Genomic DNA, 26601 nt, shown 5'->3' with positions numbered 1-26601 from the left:
ACGTCACGGAGTCACCGCATGCCCGCAATGATCAAATCCCTGACCACCGCCGCCGCTGTGTGCGCCCTCTTTGCCACGCTGCCGGCACAAGCCGCCACCGATTGCGCCCCGCTGCGCGGTTGCGAGGCCAAGTTTTGCCACATCGAAAACGACATCGCCGCGGCGCAGGCACAGAACAACTCGCGCCGCGAGGCGGGCCTGCGCAAGGCGCTGTCCGAGGCCAAGGCAAGCTGCACCGACAGCCGCCTGCAATCCCAACGCGAAGCCGATGTCCGCGAAAAGCAATCCAAGGTCGCCGAACGCCAGCAGGAGCTCAAAGAGGCGAAGGCCAAGGGCAAGCAGGACAAGATCGACAAGGCCCAGCGCAAGCTTGAAGAAGCGCAGACCGAATACAACGACGCATTGGCCGATCTGAACCGCTGACGCGGCGCCACCCACGGGCCAGCGCGTCCGCACGCGCTGGCCGCACATCTGACACGTCACGCAATGGAAATATCGCCACCCATGGCGCCAACATGGACAATCCAAACCGATTAGCCATGATTTTGGAAAGATGTTTTCAGGTAATAAGGGTTTATCCCAGGGTTGTTTAGGCACAGAATGCCTCTCATCGGGACACAGCAAGCGAGCCCCAGGCAGTCAGGCCTAGGGCTCGAATCCCAAGCTCACAAGACTCGGAGGTCTGCCATGAAAACCCTTGCTACCGCACTGATGCTGTCCATGTCTGTTCTGGCTGCTGGCGCTCAAGCCGCCGAAGCCGACCAAGCTCCCACCCGCGCTCAAGTTCAAGCTGAACTGCAACAAGCCAAGGTTTCGGGCCAATACACGTTCGGCGAAGAAGGCTATCCCGCCCCCATCGCTCAACACTCCAGCCTGACCTCGCAGCAAGTCCAAGCCGAACTGGCCCAGGCCAAGAACGCCGGCCAAGTGACCTTCGGCAACATGGACTACCCGCCCGTCGCCGCCTCGGCTTCCGCCACGTCGCTGACCCGCGCCCAAGTTGAATCGCAACTGGCGCAAGCCAAGACCGAAGGCCTGGTGACTTTCGGCAACCTGGACTATCCCCCCCACCTGGGCAGCTGATCCACGGGCCACGCCGGCCGTGAATCCGCTACCAGGCAGCCCTCTGGCCACAAGCCAGAGGGGCTTTTTGTTTGACGTTTCAACGGCTTCAAAGGTCATAACGACGTAACTTACGGCCGATACGACGCTTTAGCCGCTACAAATCGACAGCACTCCCGCATAGGATGGGGCCACTTCCCTTCCCTCTCATTTGCAGGAGCCGCACCATGTCCACGCACACCAAGCCCATCGTTCTGCTGGGCGCCGGAAAAATCGGTTTTGCGATCGCGCTGATGCTGGAACGCAGCGGCGACTATTCCGTCCTTGTCGCGGACCAGGACGCCAGCCGGCTGGCCGTGCTTGCCGAACTGGGCTGCGAGACACGTCAGGTCAGCGACGATGCCGGCGTGGCCCGCTGCATCGAAGGCGCATACGCGGTGGTCAATGCGCTACCGTTTCATCGCGCGATCTCGGTGGCGGGCCTGTGTGCGAAGGCCGGCGTGCATTACTTCGATTTGACCGAAGACGTGGCCAGCACCCATGCAATCCAGGCGCTGGGCAATGACACCGGCGGCGTGCTCATGCCCCAATGCGGCCTGGCGCCCGGCTTCATTGGTATCGTCGGCAACGCGCTGGCGCGCCGCTTCGACACCTTGCTCGACCTGCGCATGCGCGTCGGCGCGCTGCCGCGCTATCCCTCCAACAGCCTGCGCTACAACCTGACGTGGAGCACCGAAGGGCTGATCAACGAATACTGCAACCCGTGCGAGGCGATCGTCGACGGCCAGCTCACCAGCGTGCCCGCGCTGGAAGGTTACGAAACCTTCGCGCTGGACGGCGTGGAGTACGAAGCCTTCAACACCTCCGGCGGCCTGGGCACCTTGCCCGCCACGCTGCTGGGCCGTGCGCGCAACGTCGACTACAAGTCGGTGCGCTATCCCGGCCACTGCAACATCATGAAGCTGCTGCTCAACGACCTGCGCCTGCGCGACCGCCGCGACCTGCTCAAGGACATCTTCGAGTCGGCCATCCCCACCACCGAACAGGACGTGATCGTGATCCAGGCATCGGCCTCCGGCTACCGCCACGGCCGTCTGGAAGAAGAGTCGTATCCGATTCGCGTGTTCGGCGCCGAAGTCGACGGCCATCGCCTGAGCGCGATCCAACTGTCCACCGCTGCCGGCATCTGCGCCGCGCTCGATCTGGTGGCGCACGGCAGTTTGCCGCAACAGGGTTTCGTGGGGCAGGAGGCCATCGGCCTGGAGGCATTACTCTCCAACCGCTTTGGCCGCATCTACGCGGGCAAGCCGCTGGCGCTGGCCGGCTGCGCCGTGGCCGACCGCTAGAACCGGAATCGCCTGCGGCCGCGCGCGACGCTACGTCCAGCCTTCCAGGCGCAGCGTCGCGCGCACCAGCCGCTGCTCTTCCTGCTCGATATCCGACAGGCTCTGGCGCACGCTGTCCACATGATCGGCCGCGGCCTTGCGCGCCTGTTCAGGCTGGCGTCCGATCACGGCGTTGAACAGCCGCGTGTGCTGGCGGTCGATCTGCCGTTTTTCCGGTTCGCGGTGGTACAGGTTGTTCACGCATGCAAACACCGATCCCAGCAGCAGATCCGTCAGCGATTGCAGCGTGTGCACCAGCACGGGATTGTGCGAGGCCTCGCAGATCGCCAGATGAAAGGCGTGGTCCAGATGCGCGTGCGTGGCGGTATCGGTGGCGGCGCCCTGCGCGGACACCATCTCGTCATACCGGCGCCGGATCATGATGAAGTCGGCCTCGGTCCCGCGGATGGCCGCCAGCCGCGCGGACTCGGCCTCCAGCAGCGATCGCACTTCCAGCAGGTCGTACAGCGTGCGCGGCTGCGAATTGAACAGGTGCATCAGCGGCCCGGCGTCCACCTTCGAAATGCGCGCGACGAACGAACCCTTGCCCTGCGCCGTATGAATGATCTCGCGCGCGCGCAGCAGTTTCAGGCCTTCGCGCAGCGCCGTGCGCGATACGCCCAGCTTTTCGGTCAGCCGCCGTTCGGACGGCAGGGCCTGGCCCGCCTTGAGGACGCCGTCCAGAATCAGCCGTTCAATACGTTCGGCCACTTCATCGGCCACCTGACGGGGCTTCTCTTCAATTTCCGCGTGCATGCAATCTCCGCACCAGTGGTATGACCATGCGCGGTCGGCGCTCGCGCGGCTCGGCCTTGCCTCGGTAAGTGGCTGATATCAAACCATAAAAATCGGCACTCTGCCCGGCGCTCGACGCACAAACTGGTATGACCACCGGGTTTCCGTATGGACATCGGCGCGGTCGCGGACGATGATGTCAGCACCCCTCACCCGGCGCGGCGCGCCGGTCAGCCTTACTCATCGTCAGAGACCCGCATGACTCAACGCATCCAGCACCACGGCCTGCAAGTGGCGGCCAATCTCAGCCAATTCATCGAACAGGAAGCCCTGCCCGGCTCCGGCCTGGATGCCGACGGCTTCTGGCAAGGCTTCGCCGCTCTGGTGCACGATCTGGCGCCGAAGAACCGCGCCTTGCTGGCCGAACGCGACCGCCTGCAGGCCGAACTGGATGCCTGGCATCGCGACCATCCCGGCCCCATCACGGAGCCCGCCGCGTACCGCAAGTTCCTCGAAGGCATCGGCTACCTGCTGCCGCAACCCGCCACCGTGCGTGCCACCACCGACAACGTGGACACCGAGATCTCGCAGCAGGCCGGCCCGCAACTCGTCGTGCCGATGTCCAATCCTCGCTATGCGCTGAACGCCGCCAACGCGCGCTGGGGCAGCCTGTACGACGCCCTGTACGGCACCGACGCCATCCCGGCCACGCCCGGCGACACGGGCAAGGGCTACAACCCCGAACGCGGCGCCGCCGTCATCGCCCGCGCGCGCAGCTTCCTGGACACTGCGGCGCCCCTCGCACAGGGCTCGCACGCCGACGCCAAGGGCTACACGGTCGAAGGCGGCCAGCTTCGCGTGGCGCTTGCGTCGGGCGCCACCGGCTTGAAGTCCGTCGCGCAATTCGTCGGCTACCAAGGCGACGCGTCCGCCCCCACGGCCATCCTGCTCAAGAACAACGGGCTGCATTTCGAGATCCAGATCGACCGCGCCAGCACCATCGGCGGCACCGATGCGGCCGGCGTGAAGGATGTGGTGGTCGAGGCCGCGCTCACCACCATCATGGACTGCGAAGACTCGGTCGCGGCCGTCGACGGCGACGACAAGGTCCAGATCTACCGCAACTGGCTTGGCCTGATGAAGGGCGACCTGACCGAGGACGTCACCAAGGGCGGCAAGACCTTCACCCGCAAGCTCAACGCCGACCGCAACTACTCGCGGCCGGACGGCTCGGCTCTCACGCTGCATGGCCGTTCGCTCATGTTCGTGCGCAACGTGGGGCACCTGATGACCAACCCGGCCGTGCTGGACCGCGACGGCCAGGAAATCCCCGAAGGCATCCTCGATGCCGTCGTCACCAGCCTGGCCGCGGTACAGGACCGCAAGCTCAAGCTCAACTCGCGCACGGGCTCCGTCTACATCGTGAAGCCCAAGATGCACGGCCCCGCCGAAGCCGCATTCGCCAGCGAACTCTTCGACCGCGTCGAAGACCTGATCCGCGTGCCGCGCCACACCCTGAAAATGGGCATCATGGACGAGGAGCGCCGCACCAGCGTCAACCTCAAGGCCTGCATCGAAGCCGCCGCCTCGCGCGTGGCCTTCATCAACACCGGCTTTCTGGACCGCACGGGCGACGAAATGCATTCCGGCATGGAAGCCGGCCCCATGCTGCGCAAGGGCGACATGAAGTCCAGCGCGTGGATCACCGCGTACGAACGCAACAACGTGCTGGTTGGCCTGGACGCCGGCCTGCGCGGCCGCGCCCAGATCGGCAAGGGCATGTGGGCCATGCCCGACCTCATGGCCGCCATGCTCGAACAGAAGATCGCGCATCCCAAGGCGGGCGCCAATACCGCCTGGGTGCCCTCGCCCACGGCCGCCACGCTGCATGCGCTGCATTACCACCAGGTCGACGTGCAGGCGGTCCAGCAGGAACTCGAACGCACCAAGCTGGACAGCGTGCGCGACGAACTGCTCAATGGCCTGCTCACGGTGCCGGTTGGCGATCCGAGCAAGTGGTCCGCCGCCGACATCCAGCAGGAACTGGACAACAACGTGCAAGGCATCCTGGGCTATGTGGTGCGCTGGATCGATCAGGGCGTGGGCTGCTCGAAGGTTCCCGACATCCACAACGTGGGCCTGATGGAAGACCGCGCGACGCTGCGCATCTCCAGCCAGCACATTGCCAACTGGCTGCGCCACGGCATCACGAACCGCGATCAGGTCACGGAGACCTTCAAGCGCATGGCCACGGTCGTCGACGGGCAGAACGCGGGCGACCCGCTCTACCAGCCGATGACCGGCCACTTCGACACGTCGCTGGCCTTCAAGGCCGCGTGCGCGCTGGTGTTCGAGGGCCTGACCCAGCCCAACGGCTACACCGAGCCGCTGCTGCACAAGTACCGCCTGGAGTACAAGGCCGCGCGCGCCTGATCCAGCGCCACGTCTGACCAAAGCCGGACGGCAATGCCGTCCGGCTTTTTTTCGGGTTTGCGTTTGCCGCCCATCCCGCCCCGATTAAAAATCCCTTATTTTTCGCACGATCGTGCTAAATTCTCGCCATGACTGCAAAAACCGAGAAAAGCGAACTCACCTTCGCGGCCATCGTGAACGCGGCCCTCGACATGGCCGCCGCGCAAGGCATGGAAAGCCTCTCGCTGGGCCAGGTCGCCAAACGGCTCGGCATCAGCAAGAGCGGCGTCTTCTCGCGCGTCGGCTCGCTCGAAGCCCTGCAGCAGGCGGTGCTGGACGAGTACGATCGGCGCTTCGTTGAAGCGGTGTTCACGCCGGCCATGGCCTACCCGCGCGGCTTGCCGCGCCTGAACGCCCTGGTGTCGCTGTGGATCGACCGCGCCAGCAATGTCGAAATGCTCACCGGCTGCATCTACGTAGCGGGCGCGTTCGAGTACGACGATGTCGACTCGCCGCTGCGCTCCGTGCTGGAACACAACCTGAAGCGCTGGCGGGCCGCGATGGTGCGTACGGTTAACCAGGCGCTCGAGGCCGGCCATCTGCGCCCTGACACGGACCCGCAGCAACTCGTGTTCGAGGTCTACAGCCTGATGATCGGCTTGATGCACGACGCCCGTTTCCTGCGCGACCCCAAGGCGCACGAACGCGTCAAGGCCGGCTACGAGCGGCTGATCTCCACGTATCGCAGCTTCAAGTACATCGAGTAGTCCCCCCGAGCCGGCGTTGCGCCGGCTTCGCTTTCACTACATTTCGCACGACCGTGCGAATATTGACAGGAGCAGGTCATGTGGATTCTTATTCCGATTGGCGCGTTAGGCGTATCGTCCGTCCTATGGCGCCAGTGGCGATCGCTGCTACGCCAGTTGCCCGACCGCGCCGAGGATCTCGTGCTGTTCTGACTTCACCCGCCCCCCCCATCATGCCGCGTTCCACTCACCTGCTGATCGTCGACCCGCAAAACGATTTCTGCGACCTGCCCGAGTCGTACCGGCCCATTGACCCGCTGACCGGACTGGCGGTTGCGCCCGCGCTGCCCATCGCAGGCGCCCATGCTGACATGCAGCGGCTGGCGCGCTTCATCGACGCCACGGCCCCCGCGCTCTCGTCGATCACGGTCACGCTGGACTCGCACCACCGTCTGGACATCGCGCATCCCACGTTCTGGCGCGCGGGCAATGGCGATCCGGTTGCGCCATTCACGCCGATCACGGCAGCGCAATTGCGCGCCGGCGAATTCGTGCCGCGGCATGACGACGACCTGCCACGCACGCTCAACTACCTGGATGAACTCGAAGCGCGCGGCCGCTACACGCTGATGGCATGGCCAGTGCATTGCGAAATCGGCACGTGGGGGCACAACGTGCATCCCGACGTGCGCGCCGCGTACGGACGCTGGGAAGAAGATCGCCAGTTCATCGTGCGCAAGGTGCCCAAGGGCGCCAATCCGTGGACTGAACACTACAGCGCGCTGATGGCCGAGGTGCCCGACGCCGACGATCCGCGCAGCCAGCTCAACCGCGGCTTGCTGGATTCGTTGGACCGCGCGGATCTGATTCTCATCGCAGGCGAGGCGGGCAGCCACTGCGTCAAGGCCACCGTCGAACACCTGGCCGAGCACCTGCCCGGCGGCAACCTGTCGCGCCTCGTGCTGCTGACGGACTGCATGAGTCCCGTCGCGGGCTTTGCACACGCGCAGTGGAGCTTCCTGCAACGCATGCGGGATCTTGGCGTGCAGGAGCGCACCAGCATCGACATGGCGCGCGCGTTGGCGTGAAGCGGCGTCACGCCGTCGATGCGCCCAAACACAACGGCCGCCTGCATCAGCAAGGCGGCCGTGAAACGTGAAACGGTGCTGTCAGCGCGTGGCGTTCAGGCGCCGTGGCCCGTCTTCCCGTCGCATTCAACGTAAAGTGCGCTGATCGCCTCGCACAACGCGGGCGGCTGCTGGAACAGGCGCGACACCAGCAGACAGCCCTGGATCGTCGCGAACACCGCCCGTCCCGCCGCTTCGGGCGTGCCGGAAAACTTCAGCGTGCCCTGCGCCGCGCCTTCGGCCAGCACACGGGCCAGCCACGCTTCGTGGGCGCGGAAGAATCCCTGCAGCGCGCCGCGGACCCGTTCGGACAGGCTCATCACGTCGGCGGCCAACATGCCGCCCAGACAGAGTTCACCGGAGCCGCAGGCGGCGGATTCCATCATGGAAAGATATTTTTCGAGCTGCGCCTGCGCCGGTTGCGTGGTGTCGATACCGCGCACCGCGCCCAGTGCGCGCGTGCTGTAGGCCTCGACGGCCTCATACAAGAGGTCGTCCTTGCCCGGAAAGTAGTAATGGATGCTGGACGTCTTGACGCCCACATGTTCAGCCAGGTCGCGGTAGCTGAAGCCGTTGCATCCGCGCATGCGGATCAGCTTCTCGGCGTGGGCCAGAAGCAGTTCGCGAGTGGTGTTGGAAGTCGGGGTATCCATGGCCGCATATTACCTACTAATAGGTCGGTTCGTCATTGGGACGGTCCCTTATCGGCATCACCGAGAAGGCCGCTCAAAGCCGCCGACAGTGCCAGCGGACCCCGGCCGGGACAAGATCCCGTTCCCGGGGTCCGCTTTGATTGCCATCTGCTTCAGCCTTGCACGGGCGGGTAGGCAAGTTCACCGCTGTCGGTCAGGCCTTGGGCGCGGGCAGCGGCCAGTTCTTGCTTGACCTGAGCGCGGGTCTTGTCGCCGGCGTGGGCAAATGCAGTGGCGGCGTAGCCTTCTTCACCGGACACCAGTTCGCCATTGGCGCGGGCGGCGGCGAGTTCTTGCTGCACTTGAGCGCGGGTCACCGTGCTTTGGGTTTCCAGGGCGGGCGGATAGTCCAGTTCGCCAGCCTGAGCGGCGCCGATAAAGGAGGCGGAAAGGATCAGGGCGGATACGAGCGTCTTCATGAGAAATCTCCAGTCAGTTTGGTTTGCACTGCAATTCTGCGTCGATGTTGGGTAGAAGCTATCTATCTATAGATAGATTTCAGGTCGAAAGAATCAGCCTTGAACGGGCGGGTAGTCCAGTTCGCCACCGTCAGTCAGACCTTGAGCGCGGGCAGCAGCCAGTTCCTGCTTCACTTGGGCGCGGGTCTTGTCGCTGGTGAACGCAATCGGGGCGGCGGCGTAGCCTTCTTCGCCGAACACCAGTTCACCGTTGGCACGAGCGGCGGCCAATTCTTGCTGCACTTGAGCGCGGGTCACCGTGCTTTGGGTGTTCAGCTCGGGCGGATAGTCCAGTTCGCCAGCTTGGGCAGCACCGATGAAGGAAGCGGAAAGGATCAGGGCGGAAACGAGGGTCTTCATGAGAAATCTCCAGTCAGTTTGGTTTGCAGTTGCTGCGTCGTTGTTGGGTTGAAGCTATCTATCTATAGATAGATGTCAGTTCGAAAAAAATCAGCCTTGAACGGGCGGGTAGTCCAGTTCACCACCGTCGGTCAGGCCTTGAGCGCGGGCGGCGGCCAGTTCTTGCTTGACCTGAGCGCGGGTCTTGTCGCTGGTGAAAGCGATCGGGGCGGCGGCGTAGCCTTCTTCACCGAACACTAGTTCGCCATTGGCGCGGGCGGCGGCGAGTTCTTGCTGCACTTGGGCGCGGGTCACCGTGCTTTGGGTGTTCAGTTCGGGCGGATAGTCCAGTTCGCCAGCTTGGGCAGCGCCGATGAAGGAAGCGGAAAGAATCAGGGCGGATACGAGGGTCTTCATGGTCAATCTCCAGTTTTTGGTGCAGTATGCGTTTCAGTTAGCTATCTACTTGTAGGTAGACATCGAAGGAAATAAAAAAGCGGTCCTACTGTATTTCTGATTTCGGCGCCGGGCGGTTTGGTTGGTTGCGCTGCGTCGATGGACGAATCTTACCTACTACTAGATAGACAACGCAAGCGGGAAAAGTGAAACAATTTATGTCTCGATTCGCAAAGACAACGTGCTTTTCGGCTTGCACGTAACCGCATGCCGCGGCCAGCGGTCCCCCTGGCAAGGCCATCAGGACCGCCCGCCGCCCGCGATCAGGCCGATAGCGCGCGCATCACCGCATACAGATCAGACTTGCCCTCGAAGCCGATGCCCGGCAAGTCCGGCATCGTCACATAGCCGCCCTCCACCTTCACGCCGTCCGGAAAGCCACCGAAGGGCTGGAATAGATCCGGATAACTTTCATTGCCGCCCAACCCCAGACCCGCCGCGATGTTCAGCGACATCTGGTGCCCGCCATGCGGCACGCAACGGCTCGCGGACCAGCCGTGCTGACGCAGCATCGCCAGCGTGCGCAGATACTCCACCAGCCCGTAGCTGAGCGCGCAGTCGAATTGCAGGTAGTCGCGATCCGCGCGCATGCCGCCATGGCGGATGAGGTTGCGCGCATCCTGCATCGAAAAGAGGTTTTCGCCCGTCGCCATGGGCTTGTCGTAGTAGTTGCGCAGCGTCGCCTGCAGCTCGAAGTCCAGCGGATCGCCCGCCTCCTCGTACCAGAAGAGGTCGTACTGGGAAAGCGCCTTGGCGTAGGCGATTGCGGTGTCCAGGTCGAACCTGCCGTTCGCGTCGACAGCCAGCTTCTGGCCATCCTGCAGCACGCTCAGCACCGAGTCGATACGGCGCAGGTCCTCGTCCAGCGACGCGCCGCCGATCTTCTTCTTCACGACCGTATAGCCGCGGTCGAGATAGCTGCGCATTTCGTCCTTGAGCTTGGCGTGGTCCTGCCCCGGATGGTAGTAGCCACCGGCCGCATACACGAACACCCGCCGATCCGGCTGGCCATTGCCATAACGTTCGGCCAGCAACTGAAAAAGCGGCTTGCCTTCGATCTTCGCAACCGCATCCCACACGGCCATGTCGATCGTGCCGATCGCAACGGATCGCTCGCCGTGACCGCCGGGCTTTTCGTTCTTGAACATCGCATCCCAGACCTTGTGCGGATCCAGGTTGCGCCCCGTGGCGTCCACCAGTGTTTCCGGGTCCGCTTCCAGCACGCGCGGGATAAAGCGCTCGCGCATGAGCTTGCCCTGTCCATAACGGCCATTCGAATTGAAGCCGTACCCGACCACCGGCTTGCCGTCACGGATCACGTCTGTGATCACGGCGACCAGGCTCAAGGTCATCTTGCTGAAGTCGATGTAGGCGTTACGGATGGGTGAGCTGATGGGCAGGGTCTGCTCGCGGATGTCGACGATTCTCATGGCTTGTCTCCGGTTGGGGCGCGTCTGGAATCGATAGATTAGTGGCGCATCCCTGCCCTAGAATTCACCCAAGTTCATTTGATTATTTACTTTCAGTGAAAGCCGACCTTGCCTCCGAGCTGCAATTCTTTGTGCTGATCGCCCGGCTGGGCAGCCTGTCGGCCGCGGCGCGGCAGCTGGATCTGACGCCACCGGCGGCCACCAAGCGGCTGGCCCTGATGGAAAAGCGCCTTGGCGTACGGCTGGTCAACCGCACCACGCGCAGTATCAGCCTGACCAACGAAGGCGAAACCTACCTGGCGTACGCCACACGTATCCTGGCCGACCTGCGCGAGATGGAAGATGTGGTGTCCAGCAGCAGCGCCCAACCCCGTGGCCTTATCCGCGTCAATGCCACGCTCGGATTCGGCCGCACGACCATCGCGCCGCTGGTCTCGGAATTCGCAAAGCGCTATCCGCACGTTCGGGTCGAACTGGAGGTGACGGACCGGCCCATCGACCTGGTGGAGGGCGGTTTCGATCTGGCTATCCGCTTCGGCGAATTGCCGGACAAGCGCCTCGCCGCTCGGCGCATCATGACCAACCGGCGCTTTTTGTGTGCCTCGCCCCGCTACCTGACAGCGCACGGCACGCCAGCAACACTGGCCGACCTCTCGCATCACCAGTGCATTCTTCACCGGCAAAACGACGAGGCACACGGCGTCTGGCGGTTTACGCACAAGGGCCGCGTCGAGGTGGTGAAAGTGGAAGGCGGGCTTTCCAGCAACGATGGCGACATCGTCCTGGGCTGGGCCCTGGACGGCCACGGCATCCTCATCCGGTCGGAATGGGACCTGGCCAAGTATCTGGAAAGCGGCAGGCTGCGGGTCGTGCTGCCCGACTTCACGCTGCCTTCGGCGGACCTGTTCGTCTATTACCCGCAGCGCCGCAACCAGACGGCCCGCACGCGCGCGTTTATCGACTTTCTGGTCGAGGCTTTTGTGCCGGCCGCCTGAGCGTGCCGGTTGCCGCAGCGTGCGGCCGGTCAGCGCTTGACGGCCTTGTCCCAGCTCCAGTGCCGATCCGCCATGTGGGCCTTGAGCAGCGCCGGCGTCTGGGCAACCGTATCGATTTCCCCTGTGTACTCCCTGCCGCCGGCAACCGTGGGCCGCATCGCCCGGCGCAAAAGCCGAACAAGCCGCTGCCGACGATATCGCTTCTTCTCGAACGCCACTTTCTTCAGAAACTCGGCTTGGGTCATGCCGACGATGCCCGCAGCCAGCGGGACGGCCTGCTCGATTTCGCTTGCGTACTCGCCGTGCAGCGTCTGGCACACGGCAAACAGCCGCGCAAAATTGAACCGCGGTACATCGGCGGCGGAGATCTTTGCAATGGTCTCGAGCGCCGCGTGCGCCCAGACGGTTTCGACCGAGAAAAAGCGGGGCACGCCTTCGGTCCAGCCGGCGCTGACGAACGCCTGCGTTTGCGCTTCGTGTCCCAGCTTGCCCTTGTGCGTGTTCATGGCGCTACGGCCGGTATTGCTGCCGCCCGACGCGCCGGGAATGGTGAGCGGATAATCGATCTCCACGAATCGGCCCCCACACAGCGCCAGCCCTATCGCCCCAGACACATCGGGACTGGACCCATGGAAAAAACCGCCCGAAAGCGCTTTGATCTTTTCGAGCAGGCTGCGGCGGACGATCCCGTGGTAGATCTTCGGCAACCCATCCGTTCCCTGGGCGGCGTTCGACAGGGCTTCGGCGAGGCTGTCGGCGGATTCGCGCACCATCATCGCCCCAATTCGGCTCGGCAGATACAACCTGCCGGCGTGCCCCGCGCCAAAAATCTTGGATCTGAAATCGGGCCACACATAATTCGACATGACTTTCGGCGCGATAACGTCGATCTGATTGTCTTTCGCCCATCGCGCCGCCAGCAGCGCGTCTTCCGTAATCGTGTCGTCGTCGCCAATCAGGCACACGAACTCACCCGTCGCGGCACCGATCACATGGTTGTGATTGCCGGTCATATCCAGCTTTTGGGTGGGCCGCAGATACTTGAACCGGGGGTCATCGCACGGCGGATTGTCCCCTTGCCGAACAAGCTCCTCCAGCAGCCCGTCCGTGCTGGTGTCACTGACAACCAGTTCCAGGCTGCGATCCCCGATGGCCAGAATGGAACGAACCGCATGAATCGCATACTTCGAGCGATTGTGCGTGGGAATCACAACGGAGAGCAATATTTCCATTTTCTGAGCAACTTATCGCAATTATTATCAGTCTTCCCGAGCCGGCGGGGAGGGCGTGTGTCAGTGCCAAAACCAACATCAATGCAAGCAACACTTCGAATGCCGCCGAACCCACGAGGGGCTCGAACAGGGAAAACACCAGCAACACAACAAAAACCACACGCAAATAGCGAAACCACGGCGTCGTCTGCTCTGCTCGGAGCAAGTGCCTATAGATTACCCGCAAGTACCATCCATACAATATGGCCCCAAATAGCCCGTAATTCAGCAACAGTTGGAGAATCGAGTTATGCGTCCCCCAAACGTCCTCGATACCATGGTTGAGCTCGATGAACGTTCTGAATGTATTGGGGCCAATGCCAAACCACGGGTGCTGAAGCCATAGGTCAAAGCTGAACGACCACAGCAGCAGGCGATTCACCACGGAACTCAGTTCGCTGGCAAAAAGTCCATCATATTCACGAAGCTGATTCTGAATATCAATCGAAAAGATTAGAATCGCCGAAACGAACGCGACCAATGGCACGACCCACACCAGCCATAGCAACCGCTTCCTATCCATCTGCAGCGCCAAGAGGAACAACGCGAATATGATCACGCCGCCTCGAGACATCGTGCAAAAAATGGCAATCGCAAATAGCCATCGCATCACACGCATTCTTGCCGACGCGAGTGCAAACAGAAATATGAGAAACGCAGCAAGATAATTCGATCTGCCAAGCGGTGTCGCGACAAACAGCTTGCGCGCGTAATAATCACCCGGACTGAATACCGCAACAAAAAACAGCAGTACGACGCCGATTGCCAGCACCGCGCCTCCCGCCAGCATCATGCGTACAATCCATTCCTGCTTGATGAACTGATAAACCTGCGCGTAGAAAATCAACGTGCATATTGCATAAACCACCGGCAAAACGCCGGCGGCTGCGCGCATATATTCGCCCTCGGGGGTCATCGCCACCCCCACTGCGCCAAAAAATATCATTCCCGACAGCAATAACGCCGAGGTGGGAACCGTAATGCGGGGCAGCATTATCGACGCACCCAACAGGGGAAGAATAATAAATAGCCCCGTCGGAACGGTCATCGTGCTTGCGCCGATGGGCACCTGCACATCGCCGATAAACACAAGAAAAAACGGAAGCAGGATCAAGCCCAATGCAATCCGCATATCGACGCGAGACGGCAGGGCGACATGCGGTCTCATGCCCGGCCCCTATCGCCAACACACGCGCCACCGCGCAGGGCAATCAATAGCACCAACGCCATGACCGCTAACAGCCACGCCGCCCGGACGGACGGGCTGGGCACGATCGCCCCGACAAATCCCAGCACCGCAAGTGCTGTAACCCCCATGAGCTTGAGGCGGGCTCCGCCGAACATCGAGCGGTTCAGCACGACCTTCGCGCCCCAGAACATCAGAACAGCATCAATTGCCACACGGAAAAACCAGGCAACGGCGGCGCCGGTCAAACCGTAATTCCGCGCAAGGAAGAACAACGCCGCAAGGAATAAGGGCACCTCGATCAGATGAATCATCGCCGTCAGGTGCGATCTGCCCGCCCCTTGAATCACCGTAAAGGGGATCTGGGCGATGCAAGTAATGAACATGCCTGCCGAGAATATTTGCAGCAAGACATAGCTTTGCAGGGCGAACGGCTCCCCCACCCACAACGTCAGCAGTTCCTTGGCAAAAATGGCGATGGCCGCGGTGATCGGCAACAAGGTCAGGAAAATCCAACCTGCTGCCTTGGTGATCAGGGGCATCACCGCTTCGTCTTGCCGGGCAATCTGCGCCGCCAGCGCCGGAAACAACACAGCAGTCAGCGCGCCCGGCAGAATCGACAATTTGGTAATCAGCTCCTGGGGGGTAACGTAATAGGCCACGGCCGCCGACGATATGACTGCGCCGACGATAAATCTGTCGGCGTAGCTCATGATCGGGCTCACCACATTGCTGACCGTCATCCAGCCTCCAGAACTGCAAAGCGGCCGGATCAGCGTCTTGTCGAACTTGAATGACCCCACATCGTCCGGCAGGTAGCGTTTTGCGTACCAGGCGTGCAATGCGCAGGTCACCACTCGTCCGCCAGCGAGAACCAGCGTAATCACGTCCAGCCGCGGCGGACCGTAAAGCACGACCGCCAAGGGGCCCAGAAAGGTCAATAGGCCCATCGGCAGCCGGATCAGATTGATAACGGCAAATGCGTGTCTCGCTTCCAGAATTCCCCGAAAGCCGGCAGTCAGCACGACAGCCGGCATGGCAAGCGCCATGATCCAGATGGCGTTGATTGCTTCGGTTTTATCCGGAACGGCGGCGATGAATCCCAACCCCCACGGTCCAACTGCCGCCATCAGCGCGCCCGCCACAACACTGAACAGCGCGATCACGACGATCGCGGTCGCCACCAGTGCGCCCACCCGCCGCCGCTCCTTGCCTTCGAGCATCACCGCCAGATGCTGCGTCAGGGCGCGTCCCAGTCCGAGGTCGAACAGGCTCAAGTAGCTGACGATTGCCCAGATCAGCGTCAACAGGCCGAACCGGGCGTCGCCCAGTTCCCTGATGAGCACCGGAATGCTGAATACTGCGGTAAGTAGCGGAAGCCCTAGGCCGAGTAGGTTGTAAACGGAATGTCTGATTAATTTCACGGAGTTCTCGTGGTCGCCTGGGTACTACCCCGGGGGCCCGAATTTCTACTTGAGAAGAACAAAACGCGTTGTGCCCCGAAAAACCGAAAAGATGAAGCCGCAAAGAATTCCAAGCAGTATTGCGGGAGGCAGGAACTTTCCCAATTTTGGGTATACCGGTTCCACGTAGATTTCAGCCTGGGTGACGACCGCGGTTTGGCGTCCTGCCGTAATACGCTGATCCAACTCGTTTGCCGCTCGGGTCAACATGTTCATCCGCGCCTCGCTCTCATAAATCTCCGCTCTGGCTTGGGGAGCAATAAATAGCTGTGCATCAGCGGGCTGCCGGGAAATGTCCTCGTACTTGCGGCGTAGATCTTGATATCTTCGCTCCTCAGCCGCCAGCTCGCCATCATATTTATTCCGTAGGCCTTTCAGCGCCTCCAGGCGCGCGTCCATGACTTGGTCATGGGCGGCACGCACTTGATTTCCTATTGCATCGACATACGCTTGCAACTGCTGGTGCGAATAGCCCAGATAATCCACTCTGAGCAACTGGCTGCCTGGTATTGCCTTCGCTGTCAGCGTCTCCTTGAAGAGCTTGGCATCCGAAGACTCACCGTTGGCGCGCGCGGCCGCTGCAGAGCCCATCGAAGACAACATTGGGTCGATAAATTCCTTGCTGCTGATCCAGGCCGCGGTCAGCGACAGTTGTTCCAGCAGTTCGCGCTCAAACTCATGGCCCGGCGCCGCATCACCGACGCGGACGAGAACGGTGGCCTGCCATTTTTTTGGCACGACAAAATAAGCCACGACTCCGCAAGCGGCGCCAATTACCGCTGCAACCGCCAATGTTTTCCAGTTGCAAAATAGCCGCCTCCAGAAATTATCAGAGCGAAAGCTGCCAATCGGCATTATCTCCGTGGCGGCGCCGTAATCGCGTGCTGCGGCGTTTATTAATAAATTCTCGCCCACTTTCGATGTTCCTTTCCCGCAGCGTCCCAGGCCAGTTACGGACCATTTTTAAGAACATTCGGTTGACCATCGAAAAGGCTATCAGAGAGTTAAGCCGCGGGCAAGCCGCCCTTACGGATCAGGGCCATGGAAAACCCTCAGACGTTTAAAACAATCGCCGCTGTCTGATTTTAAAGGGAATAGTGTTACCAATACCGACTAAGCTTTGCGATATTTGAGCGGATATACGACCGCGAGTCACAATTTGTACAGTGTGCCTGGAAGCGGTCGACAGGCGAGTTCGAGAATGTACTTAGCGGTTTCGCCAGACTGCATGCAAAAAAAAACGCCGCAATGCGGCGTTTTCGTTTGATTGGAATGCGGGGTGGCACCTAGCGCCATATAAATCCCGGCCCGTGTGAGGCTGTCATTCAACTGGGAGCAAATCTCTATGCGGAGTCAATAAGGCGAGCAAGCCGCCGGGGATATTCACGAGGAACATTCCAAGCCGAAATGTCAGATAAATGGTGGCAAACGGGCCGACCGTGCCCGATAACTCTTCAACCACCTTGGCAAAGGCGACCTCGCCCACGCCCAGCCCCCCGGGTGAAATCGGAATGGCGGAAAACAGATTGCCAAATACGCCCGCTACTGCCGCCACCAACGGATCCGGCGCAAACGGGAAAATCATCGCAATGAGGACAATACTCAGGGCGACCAGCGCGCTGGCGGCAACCGATATGACGGCGCAGAACAGAAGCTGAAGCCACTTTGCCTTATATACGCTGGCGTTCTGCCGGAAAATTCGTGCGTACTCGAGCAGCCTGTCAGGCAAGAACCTTCCCAAATTAAAGAATCTGGCCAGCGCAAATGCGATAAGCATGGCGACGCCAGCCACGCACGACGCCACAAAAATCCATTCGATGCCTTCAATGTAGGAGGCCGCCTTCGCTCCTTTGTCTGAAGAAAACACCAGATAGACGCTCAGTAGACAGGCAGCACCCAACAATCCGAAAAGGGAAAACGCACGGTCTGACACAATAGATAGCGTCGCGGCGCCCCGGCCCTGCCCCTTTTTCATGCCTCTGAAAATGTACATGGCCCGCACGACATCGCCGCCTGCGGCACCTGGCATATATAGAGAAAAGAATCCGCTCATCAGCTGGATGCGCAATATCGTTGGCAGCTGAACAGGAAATCCGGCTATGCGCAGCAGCAGCCACCACCGGAATGCCCCCGCAAGAATGCCTATGAACATCAGCACGAGCGCCGGGGCGAAATATGCAGGCTTGGTGAAGGCCAACACCAACGCTCCGGCGTCGATGTAGTCACCTTTGAAGAGCGCGAATACAAGCAGCGCACCAAAGCATACCTTCAGTGCGCTGAGTATCCATCGCTTTGGATTCCTCACGATCTGCCCCAATCAGTCTGGCTTTTATCTGCGATGGGTAAACCCAAATCGCGCACAAAGCGATCAATCCGTCTGCGGCATGCAAATATCAGGACGAGCAGGGCGAGGCTTGCGAAGCTTAAGGACAGCGCAAGCGTCAGGGTTTTGGGACGATATTTCAGTTCGACGCGGAAGTCGCCGGCGGGCACTTGAATGCCCCGGAATAACCCATTTACCCTCAGCACCTGCGCGGGCTTCCCGTTGACAGTAGCCGACCAATTTGGGTGCCAGTTATCAGTAAACACGACAAGACCCGGTTCCGCCGCGTTGCTCGCAAGAACGACCTCCGCATTCCGATACCGCACAATTTCTATCGGGGTGGCCGATGACCGGTAATCGTCACGCAGCGTCAGAGCTTCATCCTGGGCCGGCTCCGCGCGCGGGACAAAGAAAGCCCTGGCCATGACCGTCGGGTTTTCGTAAACGAATGACCCCGGCGTCTCGAAAGCCAGGCTCAGCCCGTGCTCGAGAAACGCTTTTCTATAGTTCAGGTACGAAGACGGCGTGATGATGTATTTGACTCCAAGCAAATCCAGGGCAGCCCAGTCGATCTTCGTTTTTTCCGGCTCGTCCTGAATACTATATAGGCTCGGAAAAGGTCCTCTGTTCAATGTGTAGTTGAAGCCGAATTGTTGCGAAGGCTCCATGTCGAACGTGTCGTAGAAATAGTCCCGAAAATATGGAAGATTTCCTTCGTTGGTCGAACTGACTTCCTGGATTCCGAACGCCGAGCCTAGATCTGGATATAGCGCACTCGTTCCGAAGTTCGCCGTGCGGTAATTACCAACGTTTTTCTTCACGAATGCGATGACGTCGGTCGGCTTCTTGAAAAAGTCACTACGCTCGTAGCGAATCATTTTCGAAGACATCAGCAATTCGACAAACATTACCACCACGAACACCGCAGCAAGTGCCTTGAGCACCCAACCTACCCTAACAAACCTGGCGCACACCAGACCCGAGACAAGAGCGACCAGCAGGATCCCCGTCCACATAAGAGCGCTCTGCTTGAAATCCAGGTTGGGTTCGCGCAGTCCATAGGTCTGCCACAGGAAGATCGCGCCCGCGATCGCAATTCCTAGAACGGCCAGCGCGGGCAGTATCCGTGTGCTTCCCGAACGGATGTTGTCTAGTCCCAGCCCTACTAGCGCGACCATGGGCATGACGACCGACATCCACCAATATTGATTTCCGATGCTTCCAATAATTGGGATCGACGCCACAATCGGCCGGATGACTCGGGCGCCATATATATTGGCAAGAAAGAAGAGCACCGCAGCGGAGCAGACTAAGGCTACAACGCGGAACCTATCATTTCTTCTAGATACAGCACACGCGGCCGCTGCGAAGGCGACCAGCCCAAAATGATAGACAGTATTCGGAAAATATTTCGGCCCTAGTGACGCAGGCTCGCGGAGGTTATAAGACTCGAAAAATAGAGAGGGTGAAAACAAACCTGCTAAGCCACCGGGAAATACCACGGGGTAGTAAATTCGGATCAGGTAGTTTTTCAACAGTGCCGTACTCTCGAGGTTTTCGAGCACCGGCAGATACAGAAAAGCCAGAATAGACACCGCGAAGCCGCCAGCGACTGCCTGCAAAGCCAAAATATACAGGACCGCCTTAACGGAGATCTCACGACTGGCTGCGCGATGCGCGAGATACGCCAAGGCTACGACATACACCCCGATGATGCTCACTATGGTAGTGGGCGCAAAGGTGCAACTCAACGCCAACGCAAAGCTGAGACAGACCCAAACGAATCGGAGAGCACTCGGCGTCTTTGCGTGCATTAGCACTGCATAAAGACATATAGGAATGAAAGGATAGCTCTGCGCCACATTGGAGCCCAGGTTGGCGACAGCGTATCCGTTCAATAAGAAAAAAACCGCTGCGCCAATCGCTGCAGTCTTGGATAACTCAAAGACCCTGGTCATTGTCAGGATCAAGAAATAAATGCCCAGCACAAAGTAGATCAAGGCACTCACGTTGTAGCTCAAACTCGAGCCGCCCGTCAGGGCGGTCACAATCGTGGGCACCGAAAACTTCATATCCACCAAGCTTTCGGGACCCATCGCCCCCCCGGCTGCATAGGGGTTCCAATAAGGCGAATCTCCAGTTTTCATCACACGCCGCATGAATTCAATCATGGGCTCGGACTGGAATGCCGCTCCACCGGTATCGTTATAAGCTCCCCACCACTTGACGTGCTCTGGCACTGGATAGAACGGTCGCAATTCCTTGCCGCCATAATATTCAGCCGCCATGTGATCCGTCATTCGGAGGCTGGCGCCTTCGAAGATCACATCAGGAAAAACAGCAACGACAAGCGCAAGCGCAATGGCGGCACACACCAGATACTGGCGGGCCGCCCATTTTTTAAGGGAAGACATTGATTTTGAAAAACCGGATACCTGTTTCTGCGTTGCGCTCAAAACCAATATGCAATCTTGTAGCGATGCAAGAAGGAGCGCAGGAGGCAATATGAGAATCCAATGCCTTCCTTGCGGAATATGAATTTTGATACGCCCCGCGCGCGCACACCCTGCGCGCCAGGAATATATTTGACCTGACCGCCTGTCAGGATCGCCTTGAAGGTAATCTCCGGGCTGATGCTGAAGCGATTCTGGCTCAACCCCATACCAAGCAACTCACGGCGCCGGAACATCTTGAAGGCGTATGTGGAATCGGGGATGTATTGGCCCAGTGCAATGCGTACACCGATCCGGAAGAAAAACTGGAAAAACTTGTATTTGAACGGGATGGTTGAGTCATCCCCTTTTTCCAAATACCGAGAGCACTGTGCCAGCACAGCGCCTTTCTCCATTTCGTCGTAGAGCTTGGGAATCAGTTCGATGGGATCGACGGCGTCCGCCGAAACGAAAATGCCGTAGCGGCCTACGCCATGGGCAGCCCCGTATCGGACCACGGCGCCATAGCCACGCCGCTGCAATTCACGACGCACCACGCGCACCGGAATCACACCCCGGTTGTCCGCCGCCCACTGGATGGCTCGCTCATACGTGGCGTCATCGCTCTGATCATCGACGACAACGATTTCGCTCGTGAACCTCTGACCCGCAACTGCCTGTTTCACGCTATTCAGAATATCTACAATATTCTCCTCTTCATTGAGGCAAGGAATAACGATCGTCAGATCAAGGGCGTCAACGCTGGAATTCAAGATTCTTCTCACAGAAGGGTTATCGGTCGCCCCTGATGCCAAGACACGCCGACAATTCAAAAATTCATGATTGAAAATGGCCGCGCCAATTATACGTAGATCTATAGGCTTAGTCTGAATTGATGGTGTAAACCCTCATCGATCATCCTTTTCGCGACAAAAAAAGGCGGACCGCAAGGTCCGCCTTTTTGAAGTGCTGATTCCGCTTAGAACGGAATATCGTCGTCCATGTCCGCCAGGTTGGCGCCGCTGCTGGCAGGGGCCGCTGCGGGGGCCGGGCGCTGTTGGGGCGCCGGGCGTTGGGCCGGAGCCGCGCGCTGCTGGCGCGGCGCGTCGTCGTAGCCGCCGCCACCGTAGTTACCGCCGCCACCGCCGCCGCCGTCTTCGCGGCCGCCCAGCATCTGCATCTGGTCAGCGACGACCTCGGTGCTGAAGCGGTCGGCGCCCGTGTCCTTGTCTTGCCACTTGCGGGTCTTGAGGCGGCCCTCGATGTAGACCGAGCGGCCCTTCTTCAGGTATTCGCCGGCGATTTCAGCCAGGCGGTTGTACATGACGACGCGGTGCCATTCGGTTTCTTCGCGCTTTTCGCCGCTGGCCTTGTCCTTCCAGGACGAGGTGGTGGCGATCGACATGTTGCAGATTGCCGCCCCGTCGGGGCTATAGCGGACTTCCGGGTCGCGACCCAGATTGCCCACGAGTATGACTTTGTTAACCGATGCCATGCCGATGTCCCTCTGTTGTTGACAGCCTGCGCCTTGCGTTGCCGCGAGCGCGCCGGCAACAACATAAAAAAGCGATGTTGAAGACCGGCTTCATGAAACTCGCCGGTCATCAAAGCGATGCCGGCGATGCCCAGGTGAAGCCTGTGTTGATGCGTATTATCGACGAAAAGCGCTCGCCGCGCCAAACGGGATCAGTGACAGATCGAACACTGCTGACAAACCATTTCGGCGCTGTTGGACGCCGTTCGGGGCCAGATCCACGACTTTCCGAAGTCTGCGGGAAAGCCCGCAGCCATCAGGCCAGGGGCCGCAGCGCCCAGGTGACCGCCAGCCATACCGCCGACAGGATTGCTGCAGCGATGAACACCGCGCTGGCGCCGGACTGCGACGCCAGCCAGCCGCCCAGGGCGCCCCCCGCGAAAAGGCCCGCGGCCTGCGCGGTGTTGTAGAAGCCTAGCGCCAGCCCTTTGTAGGCCTGCGGCGCCACGCGCGACACGAGCGAGGGCTGCAGGGCTTCCAGCACGTTGAAGGCGACGAAGAATCCGGTCAGCGCGATGGCCAGCGTGTAAAAGCCATGGCTGGCGGCCGGCAGCAGTGCGCACACCAGCACCAGGGCGGCGACCGACGCGCGCAGCGCGCCCCGGTGCGCCCGGCGCTTTTCGGCGACGAACACCACCGGCACCATCAGGACGAACGACACCAGGATGACTGGCAGGTAGACCTTCCACAGGTCGCGAGCGTCCAGCCCGCCGACCTTGGCCAGCAACGCCGGCACCACGACAAAGAGCGACACCTGAATCAGATGCAGCACGAAGACGCCGAAATTCAGGCGCAGCAGGTCGCGATGGGTCAGGACCTCGCGTGGCTTGGCTGCCTGCATCGTGCGGGCCTGCGTGCGGGGCACGACCGGCACCACCCAGCGCGCGACCGCCAGGCAGACGACGCCCAGGCAGGCGATGGTCCAGAACAGACCCGACAGCCCCCACCAGCCCACCAGCACCGGCGAAAGCACCAGAGACACGGCGAAGGAAAGCCCGATCGATGCGCCCACCATCGCCATGGCGCGCGTGCGCACTTCGTCGCGGGTGGCGTCGGCCAGCCAGGCGGTGACGGCTGCGGAAATGGCGCCGGCGCCCTGGATGGCCCGGCCGATCGTGATCCAGAAAACATCCGTCGCCTGCGCACACACGATGCTGCCGGCGACAAAGAGAAGCAGCCCGAACAGCACCACGGGGCGACGCCCCCAGCGGTCGGAAGCCAGACCGAACGGGATCTGCATGAACGCCTGGGTCAGGCCGTACATGCCCAGCGCGAGGCCCACGCGGACGGGATCATCGCCGCCCGGCATGCCGCTTGCGGCAACGGCGAAGACGGGCAGCAACAGGAACAGGCCCAGCATCCGCGCGGCGAACAGGCCGGCCAGGGCCACGCTCGCGCGGCGCTCGGAAGGGGTCAATTTCAGTTTTTTGTCTGCCGGCATGCGGAAAGTTCAACGATGACTAGGGCGGCGCGCATGTTTGCATGTCATACGCTCACGGTCTGATTCTTGCGGTGCGGCGCCGGCCTCTGGCCTGTCCAACCCGATGAACGGCCTTGAACGCGAGAGGATTCGGCGCGCTATAGTACCAAGTTGGCCTTTGAAACCGCTGAAATGCGCCCAAAGGGTGCGCGAGATCAAAGGCGCCATCGACGACGCAACTGGACGTTACCCATACCGACGTGACCATACGCATTCGGGGTGCCCGCACCCACAATCTCAAGAACGTCTCGCTGGACCTGCCGCGCCACAAGCTGGTGGTCGTCACCGGCCTGTCCGGGTCCGGCAAATCCTCGCTGGCATTCGACACGCTTTACGCGGAAGGCCAGCGGCGCTACGTGGAAAGCCTGTCGGCCTACGCCCGCCAGTTTCTGCAACTGATGGACAAGCCGGATGTGGATCTGATCGAGGGCCTGTCTCCGGCCATCTCGATCGAGCAGAAGGCCGCGGGACACAATCCCCGCTCCACGGTCGGCACCATCACCGAAATCCACGACTACCTGCGCCTGCTCTACGCGCGGGTCGGCACACCCTATTGCCCCGACCACGGCCTGCCGCTGCAGGCCCAGAGCGTCAGCCAGATGGTGGACGCGGTGCTGGGCTGGACGCCCGAGACGCGGCTGGCGGTGCTGGCGCCCATTGCGCGCGGCAAGAAAGGCAGCTTCGAGGACGAATGCGCCAGCCTGCAGGCGCAGGGTTACGTGCGTCTGCGCGTCGACGGCCAGCTGGTGGAAATCGACGGCATGGCGCCGCTGAAAAAGACCGAGAAGCACGATATCGACGTCGTCATCGACCGCCTGCGCATCAAGCCCGAGAGCAAGCAGCGCCTGGCCGAAAGCTTCGAGACCGCGCTGCAACTGGCCGAAGGTCGCGCCCTGGCGCTGGACATGGACAGCGAGCGCGAACAGGTCTTCTCCAGCCGCTACGCCTGCCCGGTGTGCAGCCACAGCCTGCCCGAGCTCGAGCCGCGCCTGTTCAGCTTCAACAACCCCATGGGCGCCTGCCCCAGTTGCGACGGCATTGGACAGGTCGGCTTCTTTGACCCGAAGCGGGTCGTCGCCTTTCCGGAGCTGAGCCTCGCCGCCGGCGCGATCCGCGGCTGGGACCGCCGCAATGCCTTCACGCATTCGCTGCTGACCAGCTTGGCCGCCCACTACGAATTCGATATCGAGGCGCCCTTCGAGGAGCTGCCCGAAGCGTTGCGCGACAAGGTCCTGTACGGGTCCGGCGAAGAAGAGATCTCGTTCCTCTACCTGAACGAGAAGGGCCGCAGCACCGTCAAGCGCCACACCTTCGAGGGCGTCATCCCGAACCTGGAGCGCCGCTGGCGCGAAACGGACTCGGCGACGGTGCGCGAGGAACTGGGCAAGTACCGCAATATCAAGACCTGCCCCGACTGCGCGGGCTCGCGCCTGCGCCCCGAGGCGCGCAACGTGCTGATCGGCCATGATCCGCGCGGCGGCGAACGCCACGGCCAGGCCATCTACGAAGTCGAGGCCATGCCGCTGTCCGGCTGCCTGGACTGGTTCCGCAACCTGAACCTGACGGGCGCCAAGCAGGAAATCGCGCAGCGCATCGTGCGCGAGATCGAGGCCCGGCTGAGCTTCCTGAACAACGTCGGCCTGAACTACCTGTCGCTGGACCGCAGCGCGGACACGATCTCCGGCGGCGAGGCCCAGCGCATCCGCCTGGCCAGCCAGATCGGCTCGGGCCTGACGGGCGTGATGTACGTGCTGGACGAGCCCTCCATCGGCCTGCACCAGCGCGACAACGACCGCCTGATCGGCACGCTGCAACACCTGCGCGATCTCGGCAATAGCGTCATCGTGGTCGAGCACGACGAGGACATGATCCGCATGGCCGACTGGGTCGTGGACATGGGGCCCGGCGCCGGTGAGCACGGCGGCGAGGTCGTGGCCCAAGGCGACCCCGAGACCGTGCAGCGCGATCCCAATTCGCTGACCGGCCAGTACCTGAGCGGCGCGCGCGCCATTGCCATCCCGAAGCGCCGCCCCGTCGACGACGAGCTGCCGTGGCTGACGCTTACCGGGGCCACCGGCAACAACCTCAAGAACGTCGACCTCCACGTGCCCGCCGGCCGGCTCGTCTGCGTGACCGGCGTGTCCGGCTCGGGCAAGTCCACGCTCATCAACGACACGCTGGCCGTGGCCGTATCGCGCCAGCTTCATCACGCGCAGAGCGAACCCGCCCCCTACGTGTCGATGCAGGGGCTGGAGAACTTCGACAAGATCATCAGCGTGGATCAAAGCCCCATCGGGCGTACCCCGCGCAGCAATCCCGCCACGTACACGGGACTCTTCACGCCCATCCGCGAACTCTTCGCCGGCGTGCCGGAGGCGCGCACGCGCGGCTACGACCCGGGCCGGTTCAGCTTCAACGTGAAGGGCGGACGCTGCGAAGCCTGCCAGGGCGACGGCGTGGTCAAGGTCGAGATGCACTTTCTGCCCGACATGTACGTGCCCTGCGACGTCTGCCACGGCAAGCGCTACAACCGCGAAACGCTCGAGATCCGCTATCGCGGCCGCAACATCAGCGAGGTGCTGGACCTGACCGTCGAGCAGGCGCTCGAATACTTCGAATCGGTGCCCGCCATCTCGCGCAAGCTGCATACGCTGATCGACGTGGGCCTGTCGTATATCCGCCTGGGTCAAAGCGCGACCACGCTGTCCGGCGGCGAGGCGCAGCGCGTGAAGCTCTCGCAAGAGCTGTCGCGCCGCAGCACGGGCCGCACGCTGTACATCCTGGACGAGCCGACGACGGGCCTGCATTTCCGCGACATCGAGCTGCTGCTCCAGGTGCTAAATCAGTTGGTGGACGCCGGCAACACGGTGCTCATCATCGAGCACAACCTGGACGTCATCAAGACGGCCGACTGGCTTGTCGACATGGGCCCTGAAGGCGGTGACGGCGGCGGCCGGGTCGTGGCGCAAGGCACGCCGGAAGTCGTGGCGGCAACCGAGGCCAGCCACACCGGCCAGTATCTGGGCAAACTTTTGCGGCGCAAGCCTGGCGACTGATCACCCCACTCCTACCAAC

General features: G+C 61.4%; 23 protein-coding genes. 8 read left to right on the top strand and 15 right to left on the bottom strand.

What is annotated here, in order from left to right; translation table 11 throughout:
- Nucleotides 1–18 precede the first annotated feature (18 nt).
- The 3 genes from AC6LJW_RS07635 (at nt 19) to AC6LJW_RS07625 (ending at nt 2408) form a co-directional block, all read left to right on the top strand.
- Nucleotides 19–423: a DUF1090 domain-containing protein gene (locus AC6LJW_RS07635; RefSeq protein WP_400522197.1), complete on the top strand. Its 405-nt coding sequence runs from the start codon at nt 19–21 to the stop codon at nt 421–423.
- Between the two features lie 264 nt (nt 424–687).
- Nucleotides 688–1083 (top strand): DUF4148 domain-containing protein, encoded by a 396-nt coding sequence (locus tag AC6LJW_RS07630; protein ID WP_082579055.1) that lies wholly within the window; start codon nt 688–690, stop codon nt 1081–1083.
- Nucleotides 1084–1289: 206 nt separating this feature from the next.
- Nucleotides 1290–2408 carry a saccharopine dehydrogenase family protein gene (locus AC6LJW_RS07625; protein WP_056571115.1) on the top strand — a complete coding sequence of 373 codons (1119 nt, stop codon included), beginning with the start codon at nt 1290–1292 and terminating at the stop codon, nt 2406–2408.
- Between the two features lie 30 nt (nt 2409–2438).
- On the opposite strand, the gene glcC is transcribed toward AC6LJW_RS07625, so the two are convergent.
- Nucleotides 2439–3203, bottom strand: coding sequence for a transcriptional regulator GlcC (gene glcC / locus AC6LJW_RS07620; RefSeq protein ID WP_056571113.1), 765 nt, complete (start codon nt 3201–3203; stop codon nt 2439–2441).
- A gap of 237 nt (nt 3204–3440) precedes the next feature.
- Here glcC and AC6LJW_RS07615 point away from each other — a divergent pair, with 237 nt between their 5' ends.
- From AC6LJW_RS07615 to AC6LJW_RS07605, 3 genes are all read left to right on the top strand, one after another.
- The gene (locus AC6LJW_RS07615; RefSeq protein ID WP_056571111.1) at nt 3441–5615 is read left to right on the top strand and encodes a malate synthase G; all 2175 of its coding nucleotides are present in this window, start codon (nt 3441–3443) and stop codon (nt 5613–5615) included.
- 128 nt (nt 5616–5743) lie between these two features.
- Nucleotides 5744–6361, top strand: coding sequence for a TetR/AcrR family transcriptional regulator (locus tag AC6LJW_RS07610; RefSeq protein ID WP_056571109.1), 618 nt, complete (start codon nt 5744–5746; stop codon nt 6359–6361).
- A gap of 212 nt (nt 6362–6573) precedes the next feature.
- Nucleotides 6574–7428: a cysteine hydrolase family protein gene (locus tag AC6LJW_RS07605; RefSeq protein ID WP_498086896.1), complete on the top strand. Its 855-nt coding sequence runs from the start codon at nt 6574–6576 to the stop codon at nt 7426–7428.
- 95 nt (nt 7429–7523) lie between these two features.
- Here AC6LJW_RS07605 and AC6LJW_RS07600 read toward each other — a convergent pair whose 3' ends face one another.
- The 5 genes from AC6LJW_RS07600 to AC6LJW_RS07580 form a co-directional block, all read right to left on the bottom strand.
- Complete coding sequence (locus tag AC6LJW_RS07600; RefSeq protein ID WP_056571105.1) at nt 7524–8120, bottom strand: TetR/AcrR family transcriptional regulator; 597 nt, start codon at nt 8118–8120, stop codon at nt 7524–7526.
- A 152-nt stretch (nt 8121–8272) separates the two neighbouring features.
- The gene (locus tag AC6LJW_RS07595) at nt 8273–8578 is read right to left on the bottom strand and encodes a DUF4148 domain-containing protein (protein WP_498086895.1); all 306 of its coding nucleotides are present in this window, start codon (nt 8576–8578) and stop codon (nt 8273–8275) included.
- A gap of 93 nt (nt 8579–8671) precedes the next feature.
- Complete coding sequence (locus AC6LJW_RS07590; RefSeq protein WP_191577544.1) at nt 8672–8977, bottom strand: DUF4148 domain-containing protein; 306 nt, start codon at nt 8975–8977, stop codon at nt 8672–8674.
- Nucleotides 8978–9067: 90 nt separating this feature from the next.
- Entirely contained in the window at nt 9068–9373 is a 306-nt protein-coding gene (locus AC6LJW_RS07585) for a DUF4148 domain-containing protein (protein ID WP_191577544.1), read from the bottom strand.
- Between the two features lie 302 nt (nt 9374–9675).
- A complete protein-coding gene (locus tag AC6LJW_RS07580; RefSeq protein WP_056571096.1) occupies nt 9676–10842 on the bottom strand; it encodes a mandelate racemase/muconate lactonizing enzyme family protein in 1167 nt (388 codons plus the stop codon).
- 95 nt (nt 10843–10937) lie between these two features.
- Between AC6LJW_RS07580 and AC6LJW_RS07575 the strand changes: the two genes are divergently transcribed.
- Nucleotides 10938–11837: a LysR family transcriptional regulator gene (locus AC6LJW_RS07575; RefSeq protein WP_056571094.1), complete on the top strand. Its 900-nt coding sequence runs from the start codon at nt 10938–10940 to the stop codon at nt 11835–11837.
- Nucleotides 11838–11866: 29 nt separating this feature from the next.
- Here AC6LJW_RS07575 and AC6LJW_RS07570 read toward each other — a convergent pair whose 3' ends face one another.
- From AC6LJW_RS07570 to AC6LJW_RS07530, 9 genes are all read right to left on the bottom strand, one after another.
- Nucleotides 11867–13069 (bottom strand): glycosyltransferase family 2 protein, encoded by a 1203-nt coding sequence (locus AC6LJW_RS07570; RefSeq protein WP_498086894.1) that lies wholly within the window; start codon nt 13067–13069, stop codon nt 11867–11869.
- Nucleotides 12954–14276: an O-antigen ligase family protein gene (locus AC6LJW_RS07565; protein ID WP_498086893.1), complete on the bottom strand. Its 1323-nt coding sequence runs from the start codon at nt 14274–14276 to the stop codon at nt 12954–12956. Before AC6LJW_RS07565 ends, AC6LJW_RS07570 begins: the two co-directional genes overlap by 116 nt.
- Nucleotides 14273–15718 carry a flippase gene (locus AC6LJW_RS07560; protein WP_082579053.1) on the bottom strand — a complete coding sequence of 482 codons (1446 nt, stop codon included), beginning with the start codon at nt 15716–15718 and terminating at the stop codon, nt 14273–14275. Before AC6LJW_RS07560 ends, AC6LJW_RS07565 begins: the two co-directional genes overlap by 4 nt.
- Before the next feature lie 45 nt (nt 15719–15763).
- The gene (locus AC6LJW_RS07555) at nt 15764–16672 is read right to left on the bottom strand and encodes a Wzz/FepE/Etk N-terminal domain-containing protein (RefSeq protein WP_082579052.1); all 909 of its coding nucleotides are present in this window, start codon (nt 16670–16672) and stop codon (nt 15764–15766) included.
- 406 nt (nt 16673–17078) lie between these two features.
- The gene (locus AC6LJW_RS07550) at nt 17079–18062 is read right to left on the bottom strand and encodes a lysylphosphatidylglycerol synthase transmembrane domain-containing protein (protein WP_162253579.1); all 984 of its coding nucleotides are present in this window, start codon (nt 18060–18062) and stop codon (nt 17079–17081) included.
- The gene (locus AC6LJW_RS07545; protein ID WP_498086892.1) at nt 18059–20536 is read right to left on the bottom strand and encodes a YfhO family protein; all 2478 of its coding nucleotides are present in this window, start codon (nt 20534–20536) and stop codon (nt 18059–18061) included. Before AC6LJW_RS07545 ends, AC6LJW_RS07550 begins: the two co-directional genes overlap by 4 nt.
- Entirely contained in the window at nt 20533–21285 is a 753-nt protein-coding gene (locus AC6LJW_RS07540) for a glycosyltransferase family 2 protein (RefSeq protein WP_200949484.1), read from the bottom strand. The genes AC6LJW_RS07545 and AC6LJW_RS07540 overlap by 4 nt, the downstream gene beginning before the upstream one ends.
- A gap of 206 nt (nt 21286–21491) precedes the next feature.
- Complete coding sequence (gene ssb, locus AC6LJW_RS07535) at nt 21492–22007, bottom strand: single-stranded DNA-binding protein (protein ID WP_056571078.1); 516 nt, start codon at nt 22005–22007, stop codon at nt 21492–21494.
- A gap of 295 nt (nt 22008–22302) precedes the next feature.
- On the bottom strand, nt 22303–23487 hold the full coding sequence (locus tag AC6LJW_RS07530) for an MFS transporter (RefSeq protein ID WP_056571076.1): 1185 nt from the start codon (nt 23485–23487) through the stop codon (nt 22303–22305).
- Between the two features lie 239 nt (nt 23488–23726).
- Between AC6LJW_RS07530 and uvrA the strand changes: the two genes are divergently transcribed.
- Complete coding sequence (gene uvrA, locus AC6LJW_RS07525) at nt 23727–26582, top strand: excinuclease ABC subunit UvrA (protein ID WP_056571074.1); 2856 nt, start codon at nt 23727–23729, stop codon at nt 26580–26582.
- Nucleotides 26583–26601: the final 19 nt, after the last annotated feature.

This window comes from Achromobacter sp. 1012554356 (genome assembly GCF_059760815.1).
Note: the sequence above shows the minus strand (reverse complement) of the source record. Positions and strands in the feature narration are given on the sequence as shown.

Coding starts and splice junctions, on each gene's coding strand:
- glcC (WP_056571113.1), bottom strand. CDS start 3,203: ATGCACGCGGAAATTGAAGAGAAGCCCCGTCAGGTGGCCGATGAAGTG.
- AC6LJW_RS07600 (WP_056571105.1), bottom strand. CDS start 8,120: ATGGATACCCCGACTTCCAACACCACTCGCGAACTGCTTCTGGCCCAC.
- AC6LJW_RS07595 (WP_498086895.1), bottom strand. CDS start 8,578: ATGAAGACGCTCGTATCCGCCCTGATCCTTTCCGCCTCCTTTATCGGC.
- AC6LJW_RS07635 (WP_400522197.1), top strand. CDS start 19: ATGCCCGCAATGATCAAATCCCTGACCACCGCCGCCGCTGTGTGCGCC.
- AC6LJW_RS07530 (WP_056571076.1), bottom strand. CDS start 23,487: ATGCCGGCAGACAAAAAACTGAAATTGACCCCTTCCGAGCGCCGCGCG.
- AC6LJW_RS07585 (WP_191577544.1), bottom strand. CDS start 9,373: ATGAAGACCCTCGTATCCGCCCTGATTCTTTCCGCTTCCTTCATCGGC.
- ssb (WP_056571078.1), bottom strand. CDS start 22,007: ATGGCATCGGTTAACAAAGTCATACTCGTGGGCAATCTGGGTCGCGAC.
- AC6LJW_RS07610 (WP_056571109.1), top strand. CDS start 5,744: ATGACTGCAAAAACCGAGAAAAGCGAACTCACCTTCGCGGCCATCGTG.
- AC6LJW_RS07615 (WP_056571111.1), top strand. CDS start 3,441: ATGACTCAACGCATCCAGCACCACGGCCTGCAAGTGGCGGCCAATCTC.
- AC6LJW_RS07570 (WP_498086894.1), bottom strand. CDS start 13,069: ATGGAAATATTGCTCTCCGTTGTGATTCCCACGCACAATCGCTCGAAG.
- AC6LJW_RS07590 (WP_191577544.1), bottom strand. CDS start 8,977: ATGAAGACCCTCGTTTCCGCCCTGATCCTTTCCGCTTCCTTCATCGGT.
- AC6LJW_RS07605 (WP_498086896.1), top strand. CDS start 6,574: ATGCCGCGTTCCACTCACCTGCTGATCGTCGACCCGCAAAACGATTTC.
- AC6LJW_RS07580 (WP_056571096.1), bottom strand. CDS start 10,842: ATGAGAATCGTCGACATCCGCGAGCAGACCCTGCCCATCAGCTCACCC.
- AC6LJW_RS07565 (WP_498086893.1), bottom strand. CDS start 14,276: ATGAGACCGCATGTCGCCCTGCCGTCTCGCGTCGATATGCGGATTGCA.
- AC6LJW_RS07625 (WP_056571115.1), top strand. CDS start 1,290: ATGTCCACGCACACCAAGCCCATCGTTCTGCTGGGCGCCGGAAAAATC.
- AC6LJW_RS07630 (WP_082579055.1), top strand. CDS start 688: ATGAAAACCCTTGCTACCGCACTGATGCTGTCCATGTCTGTTCTGGCT.